Origin of the sequence: Metabacillus schmidteae, from assembly GCF_903166545.1 — a bacterium.
Classification (GTDB): domain Bacteria; phylum Bacillota; class Bacilli; order Bacillales; family Bacillaceae; genus Metabacillus; species Metabacillus schmidteae.
In genome coordinates this window covers 456,273-477,281 of record NZ_CAESCH010000001.1, presented here as the reverse complement: position 1 = coordinate 477,281, position 21,009 = coordinate 456,273, and the positions used below count along the sequence as shown (strand labels likewise).

Genomic DNA, 21,009 nt, shown 5'->3' with positions numbered 1-21,009 from the left:
ATACACCAGGAAGGGAAGTTCCGATCAACAATAGAAATGTCTCATCTTCATTTACTCTATTGTCAGAATCTCAAAGCCATCTTCAGTGATGGCAATTGTATGCTCAAAGTGCGCACAATACTTTCCATCAACTGTAACAACAGTCCAATCATCTGCCAACGTTTTAACATAGCGGGTACCTGAATTAACCATAGGTTCAATCGCTAATACCATACCTGGCTTTAATCTAGGTCCTTTATTTGGCGGACCATAATGCGGAATTTGTGGATCTTCGTGTAAATCCTGCCCAACTCCATGGCCAACATACTCTCGAACAACCGAAAAATCATGTTGTTCAACATAAGTTTGAATTGCATGAGAGATATTGGACAATCTCACTCCTGCCTTTGCTTCCTCCAAGCCCTTAAATAAAGATTGCTCTGTTACATCTAACAGTTTTTGAGCTTCATCGGAAATTTCACCAACAGCGTATGTCCAAGCAGAATCACCATGATATCCATTGTATTTCGCACCAATGTCGATACTAATGATATCCCCTTCATTCAATACACGGTCACCCGGTATCCCGTGAACCAGTTCTTCATTTACTGAAGCACATATACTTCCGCGGAAACCATTATACCCTTTAAAAGAAGGAATTGCATCATTTGCGCGAATAAACTTTTCGGCAATTGCATCCAATTCTTTAGTAGTAATTCCCGGTTTAATATGTTTTTTTAACTCTTTATGAGTTAAAGCAACAATCCGGCCAGCCTCTCGCATTATATCAAGTTCACGCTGAGTCTTACAAATGATCATGCACCTAGTCCTCCAACCAGATGATCAACATCATTAAATACCTTATCAATATCTTGCTCACCATCTATATTTCTTAGATAACCTTTTTCGTTATAAAAGTCTAATAGAGGTTGAGTTTGTTGAAGGTTAACTTCTAAACGATTTGCAACCGTTTCTTCGTTATCATCTGCACGTTGGTATAGTTCGCCACCACATTTATCACACTTGCCTTCAGCAGCAGGCGGATTAAATACTAGATGGTAAGTTGCACCACACTGTTTACAGATTCGACGACCTGTTAGACGCTCCATTAAGATATCTTTGTTTACTTCAATATTTATAACGTAATCAATCTGTTTGTTAAGCTCTGATAGAATTCCCTCAAGCGCATCTGCTTGAGCTACTGTTCTAGGGAAACCATCTAAAAGAAAACCTTTTTGACAATCATTCTTGCCTAATCGCTCGCGAACAATACCAATTGTAACTTCATCCGGTACTAATTCACCTTTGTCGATAAAAGATTTTGCTTGTAGACCTAGTTCTGTTTCTTCTTTCATAGCAGCTCTGAACATATCCCCTGTCGAGATATGAGGGATATTGTATTTCTCTACAATACGTTCAGCTTGAGTACCCTTACCAGCACCTGGAAGACCCATCAATACTAGATTCATTTGTATTCCCCCCTCAGTCTCTATTTAGAGGGAATGGGAAGCATTTCCCATATCCTCATTATTTAATAAAGCCTTTATAATGACGTTTCACTAACTGACTTTCAAGCTGTTTCATCGTTTCAAGAGCAACCCCTACAACGATGAGTAAACTTGTTCCACCAATCTGTGCAGATTGAGGCAGATCAGCAAATTTAATAAAGAAAACAGGAAGAACAGCTATAGCTGCTAAGAAAAGAGATCCAACAAAAGTTAAACGATATAATACCTTTGTAACATATTCCTGCGTGCTTTTTCCCGGACGGATTCCAGGAATATAACCGCCTTGTTTCTTCAAGTTTTCAGCCATTTGTTCAGGGTTAACTTGAACAAATGTGTAGAAGTATGTGAAAGCAAGTATTAAAGCGATGTAGATAATCATACCTACAGGCTGAGTGTAGTCAAAGTATTTCTGAATCCAATCCGTCACGTCGTTCGGACCGAAAAAAGATGCAATTGTTGGTGGTGTAATGATAAACGATACTGCAAAGATGACAGGTATTACACCAGCAGGATTTACTTTTAATGGGAGATGAGTTGTATGTCCTCCACCCATGTTTTTGTTAGCAGATCCTTTTGCATATTGAATTGGTATTTTACGAAGTGCTTGTTGAATAAAGATGACTCCAACCACAACAGCTAATATTGCTAATAGTAGAATGGCAACCGTTACGATATTGATGAATAATTGGTCACCTGCATTTTCAAATTGTTGTGCATAAATTTGGTTAACAGTTGAGGGGATTCCCGCAGCAATCCCGGCAAAAATGATAATGGAAATTCCATTACCAACACCTTTAGAAGTGATTTGTTCTCCCAACCACATCAAGAAGGCTGTACCAGCAGTTAAGACAATCGCAATTAATAAGTATGTTCCAATGCCTGGATTATCAATTAACATCCCACCTGACTGGGTGTTAAATCCATAGGACATACCTAACGCTTGGATGAAACCTAATATTATCGTAAAGTATCTTGTAAATTGAGCAAGCTTTCGTCGCCCAACGTCACCTTGTTTAGACCATTCAGTAAACTTCGGTACAACATCCATCTGTAAAAGTTGAACGATGATCGAAGCTGTGATGTACGGCATTATCCCCATTGCTAGAATAGAGAAATTGAATAGTGCACCACCACCGAAGGTGTTTAGAATTCCGAATACATTCAGTTCATCCTGAGCCCTTAATACATCAGCATTAACATTTGGCACAGGTATGAACGTTCCAATACGAAATACAACTAACATTAAAAGGGTGAATATGATCTTTCTTCTAATATCACCCACGCGCATAAAATTGGAGATTGTTTTAAACATTAGATCACCTCAGCTGTACCGCCAGCAGATTCAATAGCTTCTTTAGCAGAAGCAGAGAACTTGTTAGCTTTTACAGTAAGTTTTTTCTCTAACTGACCGTTACCAAGGATTTTAACACCAGATTTAGCATTACTTACAACACCTGTTTCAAGTAAGAATTCTGGAGTAACCTCTGTGCCATCTTCAAATCGGTTTAGGACATCAAGGTTTACAATTGCATAATCCTTGCGGTTAATGTTCGTAAATCCACGTTTAGGTAAGCGTTGGAACAAAGGAGTTTGACCACCTTCGAATCCTGGACGAACTCCACCACCAGAACGAGCATTTTGTCCTTTATGACCTTTACCAGCTGTTTTACCATTACCAGAACCAATACCACGACCTACACGATTACGTGTTTTGCGTGAACCTTCTGCTGGTTTCAACTCATGAAGTTTCATCGGGACACCTCCTTATATATTTATGTTTCAATTATTGTTCTTTAACTGTAACTAAGTGAGCAACTTTATTAATCATACCGCGAATCGCAGGATTATCTTCTTGGACTACAGTTTGATGTAGCTTTTTAAGTCCAAGTGTTTTAACAGTAATACGTTGGTCTTCAGGACGACCAATCACACTGCGAGTGAGGGTAATTTCTAACTTATTCGCCATTTTAGTTCCCTCCTTATCCTAACAGTTCTTCTACCGTTTTTCCACGTAACTTCGCAACTTCTTCAGCACTCTTAAGTTCTTTCAATCCAGAAATAGTTGCACGAATCATGTTAATTGGAGTGTTTGAACCTAAAGATTTTGAAAGAATATCAGCTACACCAGCTAACTCAAGTACCGCACGAACAGGTCCTCCTGCGATAACTCCAGTACCTTCAGATGCAGGTTTTAAAAGGATGTTTCCAGCACCAAACTGTCCGATAATTTGGTGAGGAATCGTTGTACCTACCATAGGTACCTCGATTAAGTTTTTCTTAGCATCCTCAATTGCTTTACGAATCGCTTCTGGTACCTCTTGAGCTTTACCAGTACCGAAACCTACATGACCGTTTTTATCACCTACAACAACAAGTGCTGCAAAGCGGAAACGACGACCACCTTTAACAACTTTAGCAACGCGGTTTACCGTAACTACGCGTTCTTCAAGCTCTAATTTGTTTGGATCAATACGACGCATTCTTTATGTCCCTCCTTTTGCGATTAAAATTCAAGTCCAGCCTCGCGAGCAGCTTCAGCTAGAGCTTTAACACGACCATGGTATAAATAACCCCCGCGATCAAATACAACTGTTTTAACGCCTTTTTCGATAGCACGTTTAGCTACTAATTCTCCAACCTTTTGAGCAGCATCAACATTGCTTTTAGAATCTAAATTAAGATCTTTATCTAAAGTAGACGCACTTACTAAAGTAACAGAATTCGAATCATCAATTACTTGAGCGTAAATGTGTTGGTTAGAACGATATACGTTTAAACGAGGACGAACAGCAGTGCCTTCTAATTTAGCACGAACACGAGCATGTCTCTTTTTACGTACAACATTTTTATCAGCTTTAGTAATCATTTAGGTCACTCCTTTCTTATCATCTAGGCGATATTACTTCGCAGTTTTACCTTCTTTACGACGCACATGTTCGCCTTCATAGCGAATACCTTTACCTTTATAAGGCTCTGGTGGACGAACGTCACGAATGTTAGCTGCAATTGCACCAACACGTTCTTTATCAGTTCCTTTTACAAGAACTTTTGTTTGTGATGGTACTTCGATTTCAATACCGGATTCAGGTGTGATTTCAACAGGGTGTGAGTAACCAACGTTAAGAACTAATTTGCTACCAGACTTAGAAGCACGGTAACCGACACCGATAAGTTCTAAACCTCTTTCAAATCCTTTAGAAACACCTTCAACCATGTTACCTAATAGACTACGAGTTGTTCCGTGTAATGCACGGTGCTCCTTCGCATCTGAAGGACGAGCAACTGTTAATACATTATCTTCAATAACGATTTTCATATCAGGGTTGAATGTACGAGTTAATTCACCTTTAGGCCCTTTAACTGTTACAGTATTATCCTCAGCGATGTTAATTGTAACACCAGCAGGGATTTCAAGTAATTTCTTACCAATACGAGACATTCATTACACCTCCATTCTTTTTTAAACTTATTACCAAACGTATGCTAATACTTCTCCACCAGTTTGTTTTGCACGAGCCTCTTTGTCAGTCAAAACTCCTTGAGAAGTTGAAACGATCGCAATACCTAATCCGTTAAGTACACGTGGTACTTCTCCAGTTTTAGCATATACACGTAAACCTGGTTTACTGATTCTTTTAAGACCAGTGATTACACGCTCATTGTTTGCACCGTATTTTAAGAAAATACGAATGATACCTTGTTTGTTATCTTCTACATATTCAACATCACGTACGAAACCTTCACGTTTAAGAATTTCTGCAATTTCCTTCTTGATTGTAGATGCAGGAAACTCAAGTTTTTCGTGACGTACCATGTTCGCATTACGAATGCGAGTAAGCATATCTGCAATAGGATCTGTCATAACCATTACTAAATAACCTCCTTCCCGTTTTACGGTTTTACCAGCTAGCTTTTTTCACGCCTGGAATTTGACCTTTATAAGCAAGTTCACGGAAACAAATACGGCAAAGCTTAAATTTGCGTAGTACTGAGTGTGGACGTCCGCAACGTTCGCAGCGAGTGTACTCTTGTACTTTAAACTTTTGCGTGCGTTTTTGCTTAGCAATCATTGATTTTTTAGCCACAATTTCGCCTCCCTTTACTAGCGATTATTTTTGGAACGGCATGCCGAACGATGTTAATAGTTCGCGTGCTTCTTCATCAGTATTCGCAGTAGTTACGATAACGATATCCATACCGCGAACTTTGTTTACTTTATCATAATCAATCTCAGGGAAGATTAATTGCTCTTTCACACCTAGAGTGTAGTTTCCACGGCCATCAAAAGATTTCTTTGATACCCCACGGAAGTCACGTACACGTGGTAATGAAACAGAGATTAATTTATCTAAGAATTGGTACATACGCTCACCGCGAAGTGTAACTTTTGCACCGATTGGCATACCTTCACGAAGACGGAAGCCCGCGATTGATTTTTTCGCTTTTGTTACAACAGGTTTTTGACCAGTGATTTGAGTTAACTCTTCAACAGCTACATCTAAAGCTTTTGAGTTTGAAACTGCATCACCAACACCCATGTTGATAACAATTTTCTCTAGTTTTGGAGCTTGCATTACTGATTTGTATGAGAACTTCTTCATTAATGAAGGAGTGATTTCACTTTGATACTTTTCTTTAAGGCGGTTCATCTATATACCTCCCTTCCTGATTTACTATTTATCTAAAGTTTCACCAGATTTTTTTGCTACACGTACCTTTTTACCGTCTACCACTTTAAAACCAACACGAGTCGGTTCACCAGATTTAGGATCAAGTGGCATAACATTTGATACATGGATAGGTGCCTCTTGGTTTAAGATACCACCTTGTGGGTTAGCTTGAGATGGCTTAGCGTGTTTTTTCACGATATTAATACCTTCTACAAGTACACGATCTTTTTTAGGATAAGAAGCAAGAACAACACCTTGTTTACCTTTATCCTTACCAGAGATAACCATTACTTTATCACCTTTTTTAACATGCATCCTCGTTGCACCTCCTTAGTAAGGCAATCGAAATTTATTATAGAACTTCTGGAGCTAAAGAAACGATTTTCATAAAGTTGTTTTCGCGTAATTCACGAGCAACCGGTCCGAAAATACGAGTACCACGAGGGCCTTTGTCATCACGAATGATAACACATGCATTTTCGTCAAATTTGATGTAAGAACCATCTGAACGACGAGCACCGCTCTTCGTACGGACGATTACAGCTTTAACAACATCACCTTTTTTGACAACGCCACCTGGTGTTGCTTGTTTTACCGTACAAACAATTACATCACCGATATTAGCAGTTTTACGACCAGAACCACCTAATACTTTGATTGTTAATACTTCACGAGCACCAGAGTTGTCAGCAACTTTTAAACGAGATTCTTGTTGGATCACTTATGTTACCTCCCTTCGGAATTAACTATCCGAACAATATTAAATAATGATAGCTTCTTGTACAACTTCTACTAAACGGAAACGTTTTGTAGCTGATAATGGACGAGTTTCCATAATCTTTACGATGTCACCTGTTTTAGCTTGGTTGTTTTCATCATGAGCTTTTAATTTCTTAGAGTATTTTACACGTTTACCGTATAGTGGATGTGTTTTGTATGTTTCAACAAGTACTGTGATAGTTTTATCCATTTTGTCAGAAACAACACGACCAGTATACACTTTACGTTGGTTACGTTCACTCATTCTGTAAACCTCCTCTCTTATTAACGATTATTAGCAGCGAGCTCTCTTTCACGGATAACAGTTTTCATACGAGCGATCGATTTACGAACTTCACGGATGCGAGCAGTATTTTCTAATTGTCCTGTCGCTAATTGAAAGCGAAGGTTAAATAGCTCTTCTTTAAGAGATTTTACTTTTTGTTCAATTTCAGCAGTGGTTAGGTCACGAATATCATTAGCTTTCATTTGATTCACCACCAATTTCTTCACGTTTTACGAACTTCGTTTTGATCGGCAATTTATGAGAAGCTAAACGTAATGCTTCACGTGCTACCTCTTCAGAAACACCTGAGATTTCAAACATTACTTTACCTGGTTTTACAACTGCTACCCAACCTTCTGGAGCACCTTTACCAGATCCCATACGAACCTCTAAAGGTTTTGCTGTATAAGGCTTAGAAGGGAAGATTTTAATCCAAACTTTTCCGCCACGTTTCATGTAACGAGTCATCGCGATACGAGCTGCTTCAATTTGGCGGTTTGTGATCCATGAAGCTTCTAAAGCTTGAATCCCGAACTCACCGAAATGTACTTCAGTACCGCCTTTAGCGCGACCGCGCATTTTCCCACGGTGCTCTCTGCGATATTTTACGCGTTTTGGCAATAACATAATTAATTTCCTCCTTCCTCTTTTTTCTTCTTAGTAGGAAGAACCTCTCCACGATAGATCCAAACTTTTACGCCTAATTTACCGTAAGTTGTATCAGCTTCAGCTGTTCCATAATCGATATCAGCACGAAGTGTGTGTAGTGGAACTGTTCCTTCGCTATAATGCTCTGCACGCGCAATATCTGCTCCGCCTAGACGACCAGACACTTGAGTTTTGATACCTTGTGCACCAGCACGCATAGCACGTTGGATTGTTTGTTTTTGAGCACGACGGAAAGAAATACGGTTTTCCAATTGACGTGCAATATTTTCAGCAACTAATTTTGCATCTAAATCAGCTTTTTTGATTTCTAAAATGTTAATGTGAACTCGTTTACCAGTTAATTGGTTAAGAGCTTTACGTAGAGCTTCAACTTCCGTACCACCTTTACCGATTACCATACCAGGTTTAGCAGTGTGGATTGTAATGTTTACACGGTTAGCCGCACGCTCGATTTCGATTTTAGAAACAGATGCATCACTAAGACGTTTAGTAACATATTCACGAATTTTGATATCTTCATGTAAAAGAGTTGAGTAGTCTTTTCCTGCGAACCATTTTGACTCCCAATCACGAATAACTCCAATACGAAGACCGACTGGATTTACCTTTTGACCCACGGATTATCCCTCCTTCTTTTCTGTTAAGATGATTGTGATGTGGCTTGTGCGCTTGTTAATAGCACTTGCACGACCCATAGCGCGTGGACGGAAACGTTTAAGAGTTGGACCTTCGTTTGCATAAGCTTCAGATACAACTAAGCTATTGATGTCCATTTCATAGTTATGCTCAGCGTTTGCCACTGCTGATTTTAATACTTTCTCTATGATTGGAGAAGCAGCCTTTGGTGTGTGATTTAAAATCGCCACTGCTTCACCTACTTGCTTACCTCGAATAAGATCTAGAACTAAACGAGCTTTACGAGGAGCAATACGAACTGTTCTTGCGACAGCTTTAGATTGTTGCATTTAAATGCCTCCTCTCATTAACGTCTTGTTTTTTTGTCATCACTAGCATGACCTTTGTAAGTACGAGTAGGTGCGAATTCACCTAGTTTATGACCTACCATGTCTTCAGTTACATAAACAGGAACATGTTTACGTCCATCATAAACAGCGATAGTGTGACCAATGAATTGTGGGAAAATTGTAGAACGACGAGACCAAGTTTTAATAACTTGCTTTTTCTCAGTTTCATTTAACTTTTCAACTTTGTTAATTAAATGATCATCAACGAATGGTCCTTTTTTTAAGCTACGGCCCATGATTGTACCTCCCTTCGCGATCGTGCTACGGTTCGAATGAACCGTAGTTCAATCACGTTATTTTTTACGACGACGCACGATAAACTTATCTGATTTGTTTTTCTTCTTACGAGTTTTGGCTCCAAGAGTTGGTTTACCCCATGGAGACATTGGTGATTTACGTCCGATTGGAGCGCGTCCTTCACCACCACCGTGTGGGTGATCATTAGGGTTCATTACAGATCCACGAACAGTTGGGCGTTTACCTAACCAACGAGAACGACCTGCTTTACCAATATTGATAAGTTCATGTTGTTCATTACCAACTTGACCTACTGTAGCACGGCAAGTAGCAAGAATCATACGAACTTCACCAGAGTTCAAACGGATAAGAACATATTTACCTTCTTTACCTAATACTTGAGCAGAAGTACCTGCAGAACGAACTAATTGACCACCTTTACCAGGCTTTAATTCGATGTTGTGTACAACAGTACCTACAGGAATGTTTTGTAATGGAAGTGCATTACCTACTTTGATATCTGCTTCAGGACCTGACATAACTTCAAGACCTACTTGAAGATTTTTAGGTGCAAGAATGTATCTTTTTTCACCATCAACATAGTTGATAAGTGCGATGTTTGCAGAACGATTTGGATCGTACTCGATTGTAGCAACGCGTCCTGGTATACCATCTTTGTCGCGTTTAAAATCGATCACACGATATTGGCGTTTGTGTCCACCACCTTGGTGACGAACTGTTAATTTACCTTGGTTATTACGTCCACCTTTTTTATGAAGAGGTGCAAGTAACGATTTTTCTGGTTGATCTGTCGTAATTTCAGCAAAGTCAGATGCTGTCATACCACGACGACCGTTTGAGGTTGGTTTATATTTTTTAATCGCCATATCGATATCCCTCCTTTTCTATTAAAAATTATACTTCGAATAATTCGATTTCTTTGCTATCAGCTGTAAGCTTGATGATCGCTTTACGACGACGGTTAGTTAAACCGCTGTAACGACCAACGCGTTTGAATTTACCTTTATAGTTCATGATGTTTACTTTTTCAACTTTTACACCAAAGATTGATTCGATCGCATCTTTAACTTCAGTTTTATTAGCCTTAACATCAACTTCAAACGTGTATTTTTTCTCTGACATAAGATCAGTTGAACGTTCAGTGATTACGGGGCGCTTAATAATATCACGAGGATCTTTCATTATGCAAGCACCTCCTCTACTTTTTGCACCGCTGCTTTCGTCATAATTAGTTTATCATGGTTTAGTACATCAAGTACGTTAACACCATTAGCAGTAACAACTGTTACTCCTGGGATATTACGTGCTGATAATGCAACATTTTCGTTGTTGTCAGCTGTAACAATTAACGCTTTTTTCTCAACAGAAAGACCTTTTAATACAGAAGCCATTTCTTTTGTTTTTGGTGCGTTAAGTGCTAAGTCTTCTAATACAACGATGCTGTTGTCAACTACTTTAGATGATAAAGCTGATTTGATAGCTAAACGGCGAACTTTTTTAGGTAACTTATAAGCGTATGAACGTGGAGTTGGGCCAAATACGATACCACCACCGCGCCATTGTGGAGAACGAATAGATCCTTGACGAGCACGACCAGTACCCTTTTGACGCCAAGGTTTACGACCTCCGCCTGCTACTTCAGAACGATTTTTTACTTTGTGAGTTCCTTGACGTAAGGAAGCTCTTTGCATGATAACCGCTTCAAATAATACATGCTGATTAGGTTCAATACCAAATACAGAATCATTAAGTTCGATTTCTCCAACATTAGATCCAGATTGGTTTAATAATGCTACTTTCGGCATTACCCAATTCCTCCTTTCCTAGTGAAATTATTTAGATTTAACTGCACTTTTCACAGTAATTAGGGCTTTTTTAGGTCCTGGAACATTACCTTTGATTAATAATAGATTGCGTTCTGCATCTACTTTAACGATCTCTAAGTTTTGAACAGTGATTCGTTCTCCACCCATACGACCAGGTAATAATTTGTTTTTGAATACACGGTTTGGTGCTACAGGTCCCATTGAACCCGGGCGACGATGGTAACGAGAACCGTGAGACATAGGTCCACGAGATTGTCCGTGGCGCTTGATTGCACCTTGGAAACCTTTCCCTTTAGAAATTCCTGTTACATCTACAGTTTCACCTGCTGTGAAAATATCAACTTTGACTTCTTGACCAACTTCGATTTGCTCTAAGCTTGCTTCACGAAGTTCTTTAACGAAGCGCTTAGGTGCAGTATTTGCTTTCGCAACATGTCCTTTTTCAGGTTTGTTAGAAAGCTTTTCACGTTTGTCTTCAAAACCTAATTGAACAGCATTATACCCATCAGTTTCAACAGTTTTCTTTTGAAGAACAACGTTTGGAGCAGCTTCGATAACAGTTACCGGAATTAGATCACCATTTTCTGCAAACACTTGCGTCATACCAATTTTTCTTCCTAAGATTCCTTTGGTCATGAGTCACACCTCCTAATAATCTTTTCTAATTTATTTCAAGAATTATAATTTGATTTCAATGTCAACACCAGACGGTAAGTCTAAACGCATTAATGCATCAACAGTTTGTGGTGTTGGGCTGATGATATCAATTAAACGCTTATGCGTACGCATTTCGAATTGCTCACGAGAATCTTTGTACTTATGAACCGCACGTAGGATTGTGTACACTGATCTTTCAGTCGGTAATGGAATCGGACCAGATACATTTGCACCAGAACGTTTTGCAGTTTCAACAATTTTCTCAGCAGACTGATCAAGAATTCTGTGATCATATGCTTTTAAACGAATACGGATCTTTTGTTTTGCCATTATTTTCCCTCCTTTTCGCCTACTTTTAAAATAGACATTTTCTCCGCAAGAATTTTCCCTACACACGCCATGGCAAAGCGGCCGTGTGTATCGGCAACCTCCTGCTTCATCGCAGTCAAAGACCAACATTGTCTATTATACATAAAACTTATAATAGATGCAAGAATAAATTTATAAATCTTGGTTTCTTAAGCACTTTTCATATTATACATAGATTTATGATGAAGATCAAGGATTTCACGATTGGTTTAATCTGTAAGAATTAATGATCACTTCATACTTTTTATTTATGACTTTTTATATATAAATTAAACATATTATATAGAAGAAAAGAGCAGACAATATTAACATGCAATATACAACACATGAACAAAAGCGCAACCGCCTCCTCTATCAACCTAGAGTACATAGAGATTTAACAAATTTATAAATTACTAAACACAAAAAAAGACGAGCTAGGAAGCTCGTCTTTACTATTTTAATAATTACTCAACGATTGTAGCAACAACGCCTGCGCCTACAGTACGTCCACCTTCACGGATTGAGAATTTAGTTCCTTCTTCAATCGCGATTGGAGCGATAAGTTCAACAGACATTTCTACGTTATCTCCAGGCATAACCATTTCTACGCCTTCAGGAAGATTACAAATACCAGTTACATCAGTTGTACGGAAGTAGAACTGAGGACGGTAGTTAGTGAAGAATGGAGTGTGACGTCCACCTTCTTCTTTTGATAAAACGTAAACTTCTGCTTTGAATTTAGTGTGTGGAGTGATTGTACCTGGCTTAGCAAGTACTTGTCCACGTTGGATATCGTCACGAGCAACCCCACGAAGAAGTGCACCGATGTTGTCACCAGCTTCAGCATAATCAAGAAGTTTACGGAACATTTCAACACCTGTTACAGTAGTTGATTTTGGCTCTTCAGTTAAACCGATGATATCAATTACGTCACCAACTTTAACTTGTCCACGCTCAACACGACCTGTAGCAACAGTTCCACGACCAGTGATTGAGAATACATCCTCAACTGGCATCATGAATGGTTTTTCAGTGTCACGCTCTGGAGTTGGGATGTATTCATCAACAGCATTCATAAGCTCGATGATTTTTTCTTCCCACTCAGCTTCTCCTTCAAGAGCTTTAAGAGCAGAACCTTTGATTACAGGAACATCATCGCCTGGGAAATCGTACTCAGAAAGTAAGTCACGAACTTCCATTTCAACTAGTTCTAATAATTCTTCGTCATCAACCATGTCACATTTGTTTAAGAATACAACAAGGTATGGTACACCTACTTGACGAGATAATAGGATGTGCTCACGAGTTTGTGGCATTGGGCCGTCAGCAGCAGATACTACTAGGATCCCACCATCCATTTGAGCAGCACCAGTGATCATGTTTTTAACATAGTCAGCGTGTCCTGGGCAGTCAACGTGTGCATAGTGACGAGTGTCAGTTTCATACTCAACGTGTGCAGTTGAGATTGTGATTCCACGCTCACGCTCTTCTGGAGCAGCGTCGATCATATCATATGCCATAGCTGCACCTTTACCACTGCGCTTAGCAAGTACAGTTGTGATAGCAGCTGTTAAAGTTGTTTTACCATGGTCAACGTGTCCGATTGTACCGATATTAGCATGCGTTTTGGAACGGTCGAATTTTTCTTTAGCCATTCTAAAAATCCTCCTTAGAGATTATATTTTTTAGGATATATGTAACAGAAAGTGAATTCATCACTCTCTGTTCTCACATAAGTAGTTATACTTCATAAAAGGGGTAAAAATCAATTACTCACCTTTATTTTTTTTGATAATTTCTTCTGAAACTGATTTTGGTACTTCTTCATAGTGATCAAAGTGCATAGTGAAAACACCGCGACCTTGAGTACTTGAACGTAATGCCGTAGCATAACCAAACATTTCAGAAAGAGGAATCATTGCACGTACAACTTGTGCATTACCACGAGCTTCCATACCTTCAACGCGTCCACGACGAGCTGTTACTTGACCCATGATATCACCCATGTATTCTTCAGGCACTACTACTTCAACTTTCATAACAGGCTCTAAAATTACCGGGCTACATTTTGATACAGCGTTTTTAAGAGCTAATGAAGCCGCAACTTTAAACGCCATCTCACTTGAGTCAACATCATGGTAAGAACCATCAACTAATGCAGCTTTAACATCAACTAATGGATAACCAGCTAATACACCGTTTTGCATTGCATCTTCAAGACCAGCTTGAACAGCAGGTACATATTCACGAGGTACTACCCCACCAACGATTTTGTTTTCAAACTCAAAACCTTTACCTTCTTCATTAGGTTCAAACTCGATCCATACGTGTCCGAATTGTCCACGACCACCAGATTGACGAGCGAATTTACCTTCGACTTTAGCGCCTTGGCGGAATGTTTCACGATATGCAACCTGTGGAGCACCAACATTTGCTTCTACTTTGAATTCACGTTTCATACGATCAACAAGAATATCTAAGTGAAGCTCACCCATACCAGCAATAATTGTTTGACCAGTTTCTGCATCAGTATGTGCTCTGAAAGTTGGATCTTCTTCTTGAAGTTTTTGTAAAGCAGTTGTCATTTTATCTTGGTCTGCTTTAGATTTTGGTTCAACAGATAGTTGGATAACTGGCTCTGGGAACTCCATTGACTCTAGAATAACAAGATTTTTGTCATCACATAGAGTATCACCAGTAGTTGTATCTTTCAAACCAACAGCTGCTGCGATATCCCCAGCATAAACTTGGGAGATTTCTTCACGGCTGTTTGCGTGCATCTGAAGGATACGACCTACACGCTCACGTTTACCTTTAGTAGAGTTTTGGATATAAGATCCAGAACTTAGAGTACCAGAGTAAACACGGAAGAATGTAAGTTTACCAACATAAGGGTCTGTCATTACTTTAAATGCTAATGCAGCAAAAGGACCTTCATCGCTAGATTCACGAGTTACTTCTTCATCTGTATCAGGAAGAGTACCTTTAATTGCAGGTACATCTAATGGAGATGGAAGGTAGTCGATTACAGCATCTAGCATTTTTTGAACACCTTTGTTTTTGAAAGCAGATCCACAGATTACTGGATAAAAATCAACATTTACAGTACCTTTACGAATGGCAGCTTTAAGCTCTTCGTTAGAGATTTCTTCACCACCAAGGTATCTTTCCATTAATTCTTCATCAAGTTCAGCAACTGCTTCAACTAAGCTTTCACGGTACTCGTTTGCTTGATCTTGGTATTCTTCAGGAATTTCTCCAACTTGGATATCAGTTCCTAAATCATTACCATAGAACGTAGCGTTCATTTCAACTAAGTCAATGATACCTGCGAATTGATCTTCCGCACCAATTGGTAACTGGATTGGGTGAGCATTCGCTTGAAGGCGTTCATGCAAAGTTTTAACAGAATATAAGAAGTCCGCACCGATTTTGTCCATTTTATTTACGAACACAACACGTGGTACTCCATAAGTTGTAGCTTGACGCCAAACCGTTTCTGTTTGAGGCTCAACACCAGATTGAGCATCAAGTACTGCAACAGCACCATCAAGTACACGAAGTGAACGTTCAACTTCAACTGTGAAGTCTACGTGTCCTGGAGTATCGATGATGTTTACACGGTGGCCTTTCCACTGTGCAGTTGTTGCAGCAGATGTGATCGTGATTCCACGTTCTTGTTCTTGCTCCATCCAGTCCATCTGTGATGCACCTTCATGAGTTTCACCAATTTTATGAATACGACCAGTGTAATAAAGAACACGCTCAGTAGTTGTTGTTTTACCAGCATCAATATGAGCCATGATTCCGATATTACGAGTATTTGCTAAGGAGAACTCTCTTGCCATTGGGTAATTTCTCCTTCCTTATAGGAAAATTTAGTGTATTTAAAGTGTATTGATTACCAACGATAGTGAGCAAATGCTTTATTTGCTTCAGCCATTTTATGAGTATCTTCACGTTTCTTAACTGCTGCACCAGTATTGTTAGCAGCGTCAAGAATTTCGTTAGCTAAACGCTCTTCCATCGTTTTTTCTCCACGAAGACGAGCGTAGTTTACTAACCAACGTAAACCTAAAGTAGTACGACGATCTGGACGTACTTCTACAGGTACTTGGTAGTTAGCACCACCAACACGACGAGCTTTAACTTCAAGAACTGGCATGATGTTTTTAAGTGCTTGTTCAAACACTTCCATTGCATCATTACCTGAACGTTCTTTAATTAAATCGAAAGCATTGTAAAGTACAGATTGTGCTTTACCTCTTTTTCCGTCGATCATAATTCTGTTTACTAAACGTGTAACAAGCTTTGAATTGTAAAGTGGATCTGGTAATACGTCTCTTTTTGTTACAGGACCTTTACGTGGCATGTTATGTCCTCCTTTCATTTTTGGTTTTTATTTTAATTTTTGTTCATTATTTTTTTGCTGCTTTAGGACGTTTAGTACCGTATTTAGAACGGCCTTGCATACGACCATCAACACCAGCAGTATCTAACGCACCACGAACGATGTGATAACGTACCCCCGGTAAGTCTTTTACACGTCCACCACGGATAAGAACAACGCTGTGTTCTTGTAGGTTGTGACCAATACCAGGAATGTATGCTGTAACTTCGATTCCGTTAGTTAAACGAACACGAGCATATTTACGAAGCGCTGAGTTTGGTTTCTTTGGCGTCATCGTACCTACACGAGTACATACACCACGTTTTTGAGGTGAAGATACGTTAGTTTGCTCTTTTTTGAAGCTGTTGTAACCTTTGTTTAATGCAGGTGATTTTGATTTCTCAATTTTGCTTACGCGACCTTTACGCACTAATTGATTAATAGTAGGCATTTTTGTTTTCCTCCCTTCTTTATTTAATACCACACATCCAGGTGGTTCATATTTAGGCAAAAACAAAGTTTCTGCAATAATTAATCTTGCAAAAACACTTTTTACCGGATTATAGCTACAGCCGCAGCTCCTACTTCTATTCCACAAGCTTTCCCAAGCTTTTTCATAGATTCAACTTTAATTAAGGGTACTTGCTGCTGTACTGCTGTTTGAATGACCTTGTGAAGAACATGATCATCAGCATCCTCAGCAATTACAATTTCCTTAACATGATTGTTTAAGAGAGCTTTAACTGATTGCTTAGTACCAACAATGATTTCATTTGCCTGTGATACTTTATCATAAGACATAATCAAATATCCTCCAAAGCAACAGGTTTAAGATCGAGCACCTTGAATATAGTAACATTGTAATTGATAGATGTCAACACGGTTTAAAAAAACTTTATTCAGCTTTTTCTAAGTACTTCGTCTATCAACTATACAGCTCATTGAGGAAAAACCTCAATGAGCTGAATTTATATTTTAGTCTACAGAAACAACTTCCTCAGTTTGTTCAACTTTTGCAATTGGTTCTGCTTGACGATATCTCGGCATACCGGTACCCGCAGGAACTAGCTTACCGATGATAACATTTTCTTTCAGACCTAGTAATTCATCACGTTTTCCTTTAATTGCTGCATCTGTAAGAACACGAGTTGTTTCTTGGAATGATGCTGCAGATAGGAAGGAATCTGTTTCCAGAGATGCTTTTGTAATACCAAGTAATACAGGACGACCTGTTGCAGGGCGTTTACCATCTAACAACACTTGTTTATTCGCATCAGTAAACTGATGAACATCCAATAAAGTACCTGGTAATACATCTGTATCACCTGCATCCATAACACGAACTTTACGAAGCATTTGTCGTACCATAACTTCTACGTGCTTATCGCCGATTTCTACCCCTTGCATACGGTATACTTTTTGCACTTCACGTAATAGGTATTGTTGAACTGCTTGTAAATCCTTCACTTTTAATAGTTCTTTAGGATCAATAGAACCTTCTGTTAAGACCTGACCACTCTCGATTTTATCACCTTGAGTAACTTTTAGTCTTGCATTATAAGGAGCTGTATAAGAACGAGATTCTACTTCACCTTGAATGACAATCTCCTGCTGCTTATCGCGTACTTCGTTGATTTCAGCTACAACACCATTAATTTCAGAAATGATCGCTTGACCTTTAGGATTTCTAGCTTCAAATAACTCTTGGATACGAGGTAAACCTTGAGTGATATCGTCTCCGGCAACCCCACCTGTATGGAATGTACGCATTGTTAACTGTGTACCTGGTTCACCGATAGATTGAGCAGCAATGATACCAACAGCTTCCCCAACTTCTACTTCGCTACCAGTTGCAAGGTTTCTACCGTAACATTTCTTACATACACCATGTCTTGTGTTACATGTAAACGCTGAACGAATCCATACTTTATCAATACCTGCGTCGATAATCTCAACAGCGATATCTTCTGTAATTAATTCATTTTCATCTACGATTACTGCACCTGTTTCAGGATGTTTAACAGCTTTACGGCAATAACGTCCGATAAGACGCTCATCAAGCTTTTCAATGATTTCTGTGCCTTCTCTGATTGCCTCTGCCAATATACCGCGATCTGTTCCACAATCATCATCACGGATGATAACATCTTGTGCAACGTCAACAAGTCGACGTGTTAGGTAACCTGAGTCAGCTGTTTTAAGAGCTGTATCTGCAAGACCTTTACGTGCACCGTGAGTTGAGATGAAGTACTCTAATACAGTTAAGCCTTCACGGAAACTAGATTTAATCGGTAACTCAATAATACGTCCAGCCGGGTTGGCCATCAGACCACGCATACCAGCCAGCTGAGTAAAGTTAGATGCGTTACCACGGGCACCTGAATCACTCATCATGAAGATTGGGTTACGTTTATCAAGGGATGCCATCAGCTTTCCTTGAATTGTATCCTTAGCAGCACTCCAGATTGAGATAACACGTTCATAGCGTTCGTCTTCAGTAATTAAACCTCTTCGGAACTGCTTTAACACATTATCAACTTTTGCTTGTGCTTCACTAATGATTTCCTGCTTTTCTTTTAAAACGATGATATCAGATACACCAACGGTAATACCTGCTTTTGTTGAATATCTAAAACCAAGATTTTTCATGCGGTCAAGCATTTTTGAAGTCTCAGTAATATGGAACTTTTTAAAGATCTCAGCAATAATCTTACCTAGAATACCTTTTTTGAAAGGCGCTATCTCTTCTAGATCAGAAACATGCTCTTTCACATTAACAGTCGGATCAACAAAATACTTTTCAGGAGTTTTCTCCTCAATGTTTTGCTTAGTTGGCTCATTCATGTAAGGGAATGATTCAGGTAAGATTTCGTTGAAAATCAACTTACCAACTGTTGTAACAAGAAGCATTTTATTTTGTTCTTCTGTAAATGCTTGCTTGTTTAATGAAGATGCATGAACAGCTACACGTGTATGCAAGTGTACATATCCGTTCTGATAAGCAAGTAATGCTTCATCTGTATCTTTAAAGATCATTCCTTCACCAATTGCACCAGCACGCTCAAGAGTTAGGTAATAGTTACCTAAAACCATATCCTGGGAAGGTGTAACAACCGGTTTTCCATCCTTAGGGTTAAGGATGTTTTGTGCTGCCAGCATTAAAATACGTGCTTCAGCTTGAGCTTCTGCAGATAGTGGAACGTGAACAGCCATTTGGTCACCATCAAAGTCTGCATTATAAGCAGTACATACTAGAGGGTGAAGACGAATTGCACGACCTTCTACAAGTGTAGGCTCGAAAGCTTGGATTCCTAATCTATGAAGAGTAGGTGCACGGTTAAGCAATACCGGATGCTCTTTAATAACAGATTCTAATACATCCCATACTTCCGGTTGAACTCTCTCGATTTTTCGTTTTGCACTCTTAATGTTATGCGCTAAACCTTTTTCGACAAGTTCCTTCATAACGAATGGCTTAAATAGTTCAAGAGCCATTTCTTTTGGTAAACCACATTGGTACATTTTCAAGTTTGGACCAACGACGATAACCGAACGTCCTGAATAGTCAACACGTTTACCTAATAGGTTTTGACGGAAACGTCCTTGTTTTCCTTTAAGCATGTGTGAAAGTGATTTTAATGGACGGTTCCCTGGACCTGTTACAGGACGGCCACGACGACCATTATCAATCAATGCATCTACTGCTTCCTGAAGCATACGCTTTTCGTTTTGAACAATTATGCTAGGAGCCCCAAGATCTAATAAACGTTTCAAACGGTTATTACGGTTAATAACACGTCTATATAAATCGTTCAGATCGGATGTTGCAAAACGTCCACCATCAAGCTGTACCATTGGACGTAGTTCTGGTGGTATAACAGGCAGGACATCAAGGATCATCCATGATGGATCATTCCCTGAGTTACGGAACGCTTCAAGAACTTCTAATCGCTTAATAGCACGTGTTCTACGTTGTCCTTGTGCTGTTTTAAGTTCTTCTTTTAACGTATCAACCTCTTTATCAAGGTCGATATCTGATAAAAGCTTTTTAATAGCTTCAGCACCCATTGATGCTTGGAATGTGTTACCGTACTTCTCACGGTAAGCTCTAAATTCCTTTTCAGATAGAAGTTGTTTCTTCTCTAACGGAGTATCTCCTGTATCTGTTGTCACATACGAAGCAAAATAAATAACTTCTTCTAGAGCACGTGGAGACATATCTAACACTAATCCCATACGGCTAGGAATACCTTTAAAATACCAAATGTGGGATACAGGTGCTGCAAGTTCAATGTGTCCCATTCTTTCACGACGGACTTTAGCACGAGTTACTTCTACTCCACAGCGATCACAAACTACACCTTTGTAACGAACTCTTTTATATTTACCGCAATGACATTCCCAATCTTTTGTTGGCCCAAAAATACGTTCGCAAAATAGACCATCTTTCTCTGGCTTTAATGTACGGTAATTGATTGTTTCTGGTTTCTTAACTTCACCAAAGGACCAAGAACGAATCTTGTCAGGTGAAGCCAAGCCGATGCTCATATATTCAAAATTATTTACATCTATCAAGGGGCCTACCTCCCTTTTCGTCTTCAGGTTATACCCTAATTTAAGTGCTATTTATT

General features: G+C 39.2%; 30 protein-coding genes. All 30 read right to left on the bottom strand.

What is annotated here, in order from left to right; all coding sequences use genetic code 11:
* Nucleotides 1–51: 51 nt before the first annotated feature.
* The 30 genes from map to rpoC all read right to left on the bottom strand — a co-directional run bounded on the left by map (nucleotide 52) and on the right by rpoC (nucleotide 20,953).
* Entirely contained in the window at nucleotides 52–798 is a 747-nt protein-coding gene (gene map, locus HWV59_RS02295; RefSeq protein WP_102232766.1) for a type I methionyl aminopeptidase, read from the bottom strand.
* Complete coding sequence (locus tag HWV59_RS02290; RefSeq protein WP_102232767.1) at nucleotides 795–1,448, bottom strand: adenylate kinase; 654 nt, start codon at nucleotides 1,446–1,448, stop codon at nucleotides 795–797. The genes map and HWV59_RS02290 overlap by 4 nt, the downstream gene beginning before the upstream one ends.
* 58 nt (nucleotides 1,449–1,506) lie before the next feature.
* Nucleotides 1,507–2,799 carry a preprotein translocase subunit SecY gene (secY, locus tag HWV59_RS02285; RefSeq protein WP_102232768.1) on the bottom strand — a complete coding sequence of 431 codons (1,293 nt, stop codon included), beginning with the start codon at nucleotides 2,797–2,799 and terminating at the stop codon, nucleotides 1,507–1,509.
* A complete protein-coding gene (gene rplO, locus HWV59_RS02280) occupies nucleotides 2,799–3,239 on the bottom strand; it encodes a 50S ribosomal protein L15 (RefSeq protein ID WP_102232769.1) in 441 nt (146 codons plus the stop codon). Before rplO ends, secY begins: the two co-directional genes overlap by 1 nt.
* A gap of 31 nt (nucleotides 3,240–3,270) precedes the next feature.
* Nucleotides 3,271–3,453, bottom strand: coding sequence for a 50S ribosomal protein L30 (gene rpmD / locus HWV59_RS02275; protein WP_026561237.1), 183 nt, complete (start codon nucleotides 3,451–3,453; stop codon nucleotides 3,271–3,273).
* Between the two features lie 13 nt (nucleotides 3,454–3,466).
* On the bottom strand, nucleotides 3,467–3,967 hold the full coding sequence (gene rpsE, locus HWV59_RS02270; protein WP_102232770.1) for a 30S ribosomal protein S5: 501 nt from the start codon (nucleotides 3,965–3,967) through the stop codon (nucleotides 3,467–3,469).
* Between the two features lie 23 nt (nucleotides 3,968–3,990).
* Nucleotides 3,991–4,353, bottom strand: a complete 363-nt coding sequence (gene rplR, locus HWV59_RS02265; RefSeq protein WP_026561235.1) for a 50S ribosomal protein L18 — start codon at nucleotides 4,351–4,353, stop codon at nucleotides 3,991–3,993.
* 33 nt (nucleotides 4,354–4,386) lie between these two features.
* Nucleotides 4,387–4,926 (bottom strand): 50S ribosomal protein L6, encoded by a 540-nt coding sequence (gene rplF, locus HWV59_RS02260; protein ID WP_102232771.1) that lies wholly within the window; start codon nucleotides 4,924–4,926, stop codon nucleotides 4,387–4,389.
* A 30-nt stretch (nucleotides 4,927–4,956) separates the two neighbouring features.
* Nucleotides 4,957–5,355, bottom strand: a complete 399-nt coding sequence (gene rpsH, locus HWV59_RS02255; protein ID WP_026561233.1) for a 30S ribosomal protein S8 — start codon at nucleotides 5,353–5,355, stop codon at nucleotides 4,957–4,959.
* 31 nt (nucleotides 5,356–5,386) lie between these two features.
* On the bottom strand, nucleotides 5,387–5,572 hold the full coding sequence (gene rpsN / locus HWV59_RS02250) for a 30S ribosomal protein S14 (RefSeq protein WP_010285078.1): 186 nt from the start codon (nucleotides 5,570–5,572) through the stop codon (nucleotides 5,387–5,389).
* Between the two features lie 24 nt (nucleotides 5,573–5,596).
* Nucleotides 5,597–6,136 (bottom strand): 50S ribosomal protein L5, encoded by a 540-nt coding sequence (gene rplE, locus HWV59_RS02245; RefSeq protein ID WP_026561232.1) that lies wholly within the window; start codon nucleotides 6,134–6,136, stop codon nucleotides 5,597–5,599.
* Between the two features lie 24 nt (nucleotides 6,137–6,160).
* Nucleotides 6,161–6,472, bottom strand: coding sequence for a 50S ribosomal protein L24 (gene rplX / locus HWV59_RS02240; protein WP_078433106.1), 312 nt, complete (start codon nucleotides 6,470–6,472; stop codon nucleotides 6,161–6,163).
* 37 nt (nucleotides 6,473–6,509) lie between these two features.
* Entirely contained in the window at nucleotides 6,510–6,878 is a 369-nt protein-coding gene (rplN, locus tag HWV59_RS02235) for a 50S ribosomal protein L14 (protein ID WP_026561230.1), read from the bottom strand.
* A gap of 39 nt (nucleotides 6,879–6,917) precedes the next feature.
* On the bottom strand, nucleotides 6,918–7,181 hold the full coding sequence (gene rpsQ / locus HWV59_RS02230) for a 30S ribosomal protein S17 (RefSeq protein ID WP_026561229.1): 264 nt from the start codon (nucleotides 7,179–7,181) through the stop codon (nucleotides 6,918–6,920).
* A 20-nt stretch (nucleotides 7,182–7,201) separates the two neighbouring features.
* On the bottom strand, nucleotides 7,202–7,405 hold the full coding sequence (gene rpmC / locus HWV59_RS02225; RefSeq protein WP_078433105.1) for a 50S ribosomal protein L29: 204 nt from the start codon (nucleotides 7,403–7,405) through the stop codon (nucleotides 7,202–7,204).
* Nucleotides 7,395–7,829 (bottom strand): 50S ribosomal protein L16, encoded by a 435-nt coding sequence (rplP, locus tag HWV59_RS02220; protein ID WP_026561227.1) that lies wholly within the window; start codon nucleotides 7,827–7,829, stop codon nucleotides 7,395–7,397. The genes rpmC and rplP overlap by 11 nt, the downstream gene beginning before the upstream one ends.
* 2 nt (nucleotides 7,830–7,831) lie before the next feature.
* Nucleotides 7,832–8,488 carry a 30S ribosomal protein S3 gene (gene rpsC / locus HWV59_RS02215; RefSeq protein ID WP_078433104.1) on the bottom strand — a complete coding sequence of 219 codons (657 nt, stop codon included), beginning with the start codon at nucleotides 8,486–8,488 and terminating at the stop codon, nucleotides 7,832–7,834.
* Nucleotides 8,489–8,491: 3 nt separating this feature from the next.
* The gene (gene rplV / locus HWV59_RS02210) at nucleotides 8,492–8,836 is read right to left on the bottom strand and encodes a 50S ribosomal protein L22 (protein WP_072581456.1); all 345 of its coding nucleotides are present in this window, start codon (nucleotides 8,834–8,836) and stop codon (nucleotides 8,492–8,494) included.
* A 17-nt stretch (nucleotides 8,837–8,853) separates the two neighbouring features.
* Nucleotides 8,854–9,132 (bottom strand): 30S ribosomal protein S19, encoded by a 279-nt coding sequence (gene rpsS, locus HWV59_RS02205; protein WP_098798321.1) that lies wholly within the window; start codon nucleotides 9,130–9,132, stop codon nucleotides 8,854–8,856.
* 57 nt (nucleotides 9,133–9,189) lie between these two features.
* Nucleotides 9,190–10,020, bottom strand: a complete 831-nt coding sequence (rplB, locus tag HWV59_RS02200; RefSeq protein ID WP_102232772.1) for a 50S ribosomal protein L2 — start codon at nucleotides 10,018–10,020, stop codon at nucleotides 9,190–9,192.
* Nucleotides 10,021–10,048: 28 nt separating this feature from the next.
* On the bottom strand, nucleotides 10,049–10,336 hold the full coding sequence (gene rplW / locus HWV59_RS02195) for a 50S ribosomal protein L23 (RefSeq protein WP_102232773.1): 288 nt from the start codon (nucleotides 10,334–10,336) through the stop codon (nucleotides 10,049–10,051).
* Nucleotides 10,336–10,959: a 50S ribosomal protein L4 gene (gene rplD / locus HWV59_RS02190; RefSeq protein ID WP_102232774.1), complete on the bottom strand. Its 624-nt coding sequence runs from the start codon at nucleotides 10,957–10,959 to the stop codon at nucleotides 10,336–10,338. The genes rplW and rplD overlap by 1 nt, the downstream gene beginning before the upstream one ends.
* 27 nt (nucleotides 10,960–10,986) lie before the next feature.
* Nucleotides 10,987–11,616 (bottom strand): 50S ribosomal protein L3, encoded by a 630-nt coding sequence (rplC, locus tag HWV59_RS02185; RefSeq protein WP_102232775.1) that lies wholly within the window; start codon nucleotides 11,614–11,616, stop codon nucleotides 10,987–10,989.
* Between the two features lie 42 nt (nucleotides 11,617–11,658).
* On the bottom strand, nucleotides 11,659–11,967 hold the full coding sequence (rpsJ, locus tag HWV59_RS02180; RefSeq protein WP_026561219.1) for a 30S ribosomal protein S10: 309 nt from the start codon (nucleotides 11,965–11,967) through the stop codon (nucleotides 11,659–11,661).
* A gap of 485 nt (nucleotides 11,968–12,452) precedes the next feature.
* Nucleotides 12,453–13,643 (bottom strand): elongation factor Tu, encoded by a 1,191-nt coding sequence (gene tuf, locus HWV59_RS02175; RefSeq protein ID WP_102232776.1) that lies wholly within the window; start codon nucleotides 13,641–13,643, stop codon nucleotides 12,453–12,455.
* A 114-nt stretch (nucleotides 13,644–13,757) separates the two neighbouring features.
* The gene (gene fusA / locus HWV59_RS02170; RefSeq protein ID WP_102232777.1) at nucleotides 13,758–15,836 is read right to left on the bottom strand and encodes an elongation factor G; all 2,079 of its coding nucleotides are present in this window, start codon (nucleotides 15,834–15,836) and stop codon (nucleotides 13,758–13,760) included.
* A 53-nt stretch (nucleotides 15,837–15,889) separates the two neighbouring features.
* Nucleotides 15,890–16,360 (bottom strand): 30S ribosomal protein S7, encoded by a 471-nt coding sequence (rpsG, locus tag HWV59_RS02165; protein WP_026561216.1) that lies wholly within the window; start codon nucleotides 16,358–16,360, stop codon nucleotides 15,890–15,892.
* A 46-nt stretch (nucleotides 16,361–16,406) separates the two neighbouring features.
* Nucleotides 16,407–16,829: a 30S ribosomal protein S12 gene (rpsL, locus tag HWV59_RS02160; RefSeq protein ID WP_026561215.1), complete on the bottom strand. Its 423-nt coding sequence runs from the start codon at nucleotides 16,827–16,829 to the stop codon at nucleotides 16,407–16,409.
* Between the two features lie 101 nt (nucleotides 16,830–16,930).
* Nucleotides 16,931–17,179: a 50S ribosomal protein L7ae-like protein gene (locus HWV59_RS02155; protein WP_102232778.1), complete on the bottom strand. Its 249-nt coding sequence runs from the start codon at nucleotides 17,177–17,179 to the stop codon at nucleotides 16,931–16,933.
* A gap of 174 nt (nucleotides 17,180–17,353) precedes the next feature.
* On the bottom strand, nucleotides 17,354–20,953 hold the full coding sequence (gene rpoC / locus HWV59_RS02150) for a DNA-directed RNA polymerase subunit beta' (RefSeq protein WP_102232779.1): 3,600 nt from the start codon (nucleotides 20,951–20,953) through the stop codon (nucleotides 17,354–17,356).
* Nucleotides 20,954–21,009 lie beyond the last annotated feature (56 nt).

Bases quoted from the DNA above. Each gene is read 5' to 3' on its own strand.
- map (WP_102232766.1), bottom strand. From the start codon at position 798: ATGATCATTTGTAAGACTCAGCGTGAACTTGATATAATGCGAGAGGCT.
- HWV59_RS02290 (WP_102232767.1), bottom strand. From the start codon at position 1,448: ATGAATCTAGTATTGATGGGTCTTCCAGGTGCTGGTAAGGGTACTCAA.
- secY (WP_102232768.1), bottom strand. From the start codon at position 2,799: ATGTTTAAAACAATCTCCAATTTTATGCGCGTGGGTGATATTAGAAGA.
- rplO (WP_102232769.1), bottom strand. From the start codon at position 3,239: ATGAAACTTCATGAGTTGAAACCAGCAGAAGGTTCACGCAAAACACGT.
- rpmD (WP_026561237.1), bottom strand. From the start codon at position 3,453: ATGGCGAATAAGTTAGAAATTACCCTCACTCGCAGTGTGATTGGTCGT.
- rpsE (WP_102232770.1), bottom strand. From the start codon at position 3,967: ATGCGTCGTATTGATCCAAACAAATTAGAGCTTGAAGAACGCGTAGTT.
- rplR (WP_026561235.1), bottom strand. From the start codon at position 4,353: ATGATTACTAAAGCTGATAAAAATGTTGTACGTAAAAAGAGACATGCT.
- rplF (WP_102232771.1), bottom strand. From the start codon at position 4,926: ATGTCTCGTATTGGTAAGAAATTACTTGAAATCCCTGCTGGTGTTACA.
- rpsH (WP_026561233.1), bottom strand. From the start codon at position 5,355: ATGGTTATGACAGATCCTATTGCAGATATGCTTACTCGCATTCGTAAT.
- rplE (WP_026561232.1), bottom strand. From the start codon at position 6,136: ATGAACCGCCTTAAAGAAAAGTATCAAAGTGAAATCACTCCTTCATTA.
- rplX (WP_078433106.1), bottom strand. From the start codon at position 6,472: ATGCATGTTAAAAAAGGTGATAAAGTAATGGTTATCTCTGGTAAGGAT.
- rpsQ (WP_026561229.1), bottom strand. From the start codon at position 7,181: ATGAGTGAACGTAACCAACGTAAAGTGTATACTGGTCGTGTTGTTTCT.
- rpmC (WP_078433105.1), bottom strand. From the start codon at position 7,405: ATGAAAGCTAATGATATTCGTGACCTAACCACTGCTGAAATTGAACAA.
- rplP (WP_026561227.1), bottom strand. From the start codon at position 7,829: ATGTTATTGCCAAAACGCGTAAAATATCGCAGAGAGCACCGTGGGAAA.
- rplV (WP_072581456.1), bottom strand. From the start codon at position 8,836: ATGCAACAATCTAAAGCTGTCGCAAGAACAGTTCGTATTGCTCCTCGT.
- rpsS (WP_098798321.1), bottom strand. From the start codon at position 9,132: ATGGGCCGTAGCTTAAAAAAAGGACCATTCGTTGATGATCATTTAATT.
- rplB (WP_102232772.1), bottom strand. From the start codon at position 10,020: ATGGCGATTAAAAAATATAAACCAACCTCAAACGGTCGTCGTGGTATG.
- rplW (WP_102232773.1), bottom strand. From the start codon at position 10,336: ATGAAAGATCCTCGTGATATTATTAAGCGCCCCGTAATCACTGAACGT.
- rplD (WP_102232774.1), bottom strand. From the start codon at position 10,959: ATGCCGAAAGTAGCATTATTAAACCAATCTGGATCTAATGTTGGAGAA.
- rplC (WP_102232775.1), bottom strand. From the start codon at position 11,616: ATGACCAAAGGAATCTTAGGAAGAAAAATTGGTATGACGCAAGTGTTT.
- rpsJ (WP_026561219.1), bottom strand. From the start codon at position 11,967: ATGGCAAAACAAAAGATCCGTATTCGTTTAAAAGCATATGATCACAGA.
- tuf (WP_102232776.1), bottom strand. From the start codon at position 13,643: ATGGCTAAAGAAAAATTCGACCGTTCCAAAACGCATGCTAATATCGGT.
- fusA (WP_102232777.1), bottom strand. From the start codon at position 15,836: ATGGCAAGAGAGTTCTCCTTAGCAAATACTCGTAATATCGGAATCATG.
- rpsG (WP_026561216.1), bottom strand. From the start codon at position 16,360: ATGCCACGTAAAGGTCCTGTAACAAAAAGAGACGTATTACCAGATCCA.
- rpsL (WP_026561215.1), bottom strand. From the start codon at position 16,829: ATGCCTACTATTAATCAATTAGTGCGTAAAGGTCGCGTAAGCAAAATT.
- HWV59_RS02155 (WP_102232778.1), bottom strand. From the start codon at position 17,179: ATGTCTTATGATAAAGTATCACAGGCAAATGAAATCATTGTTGGTACT.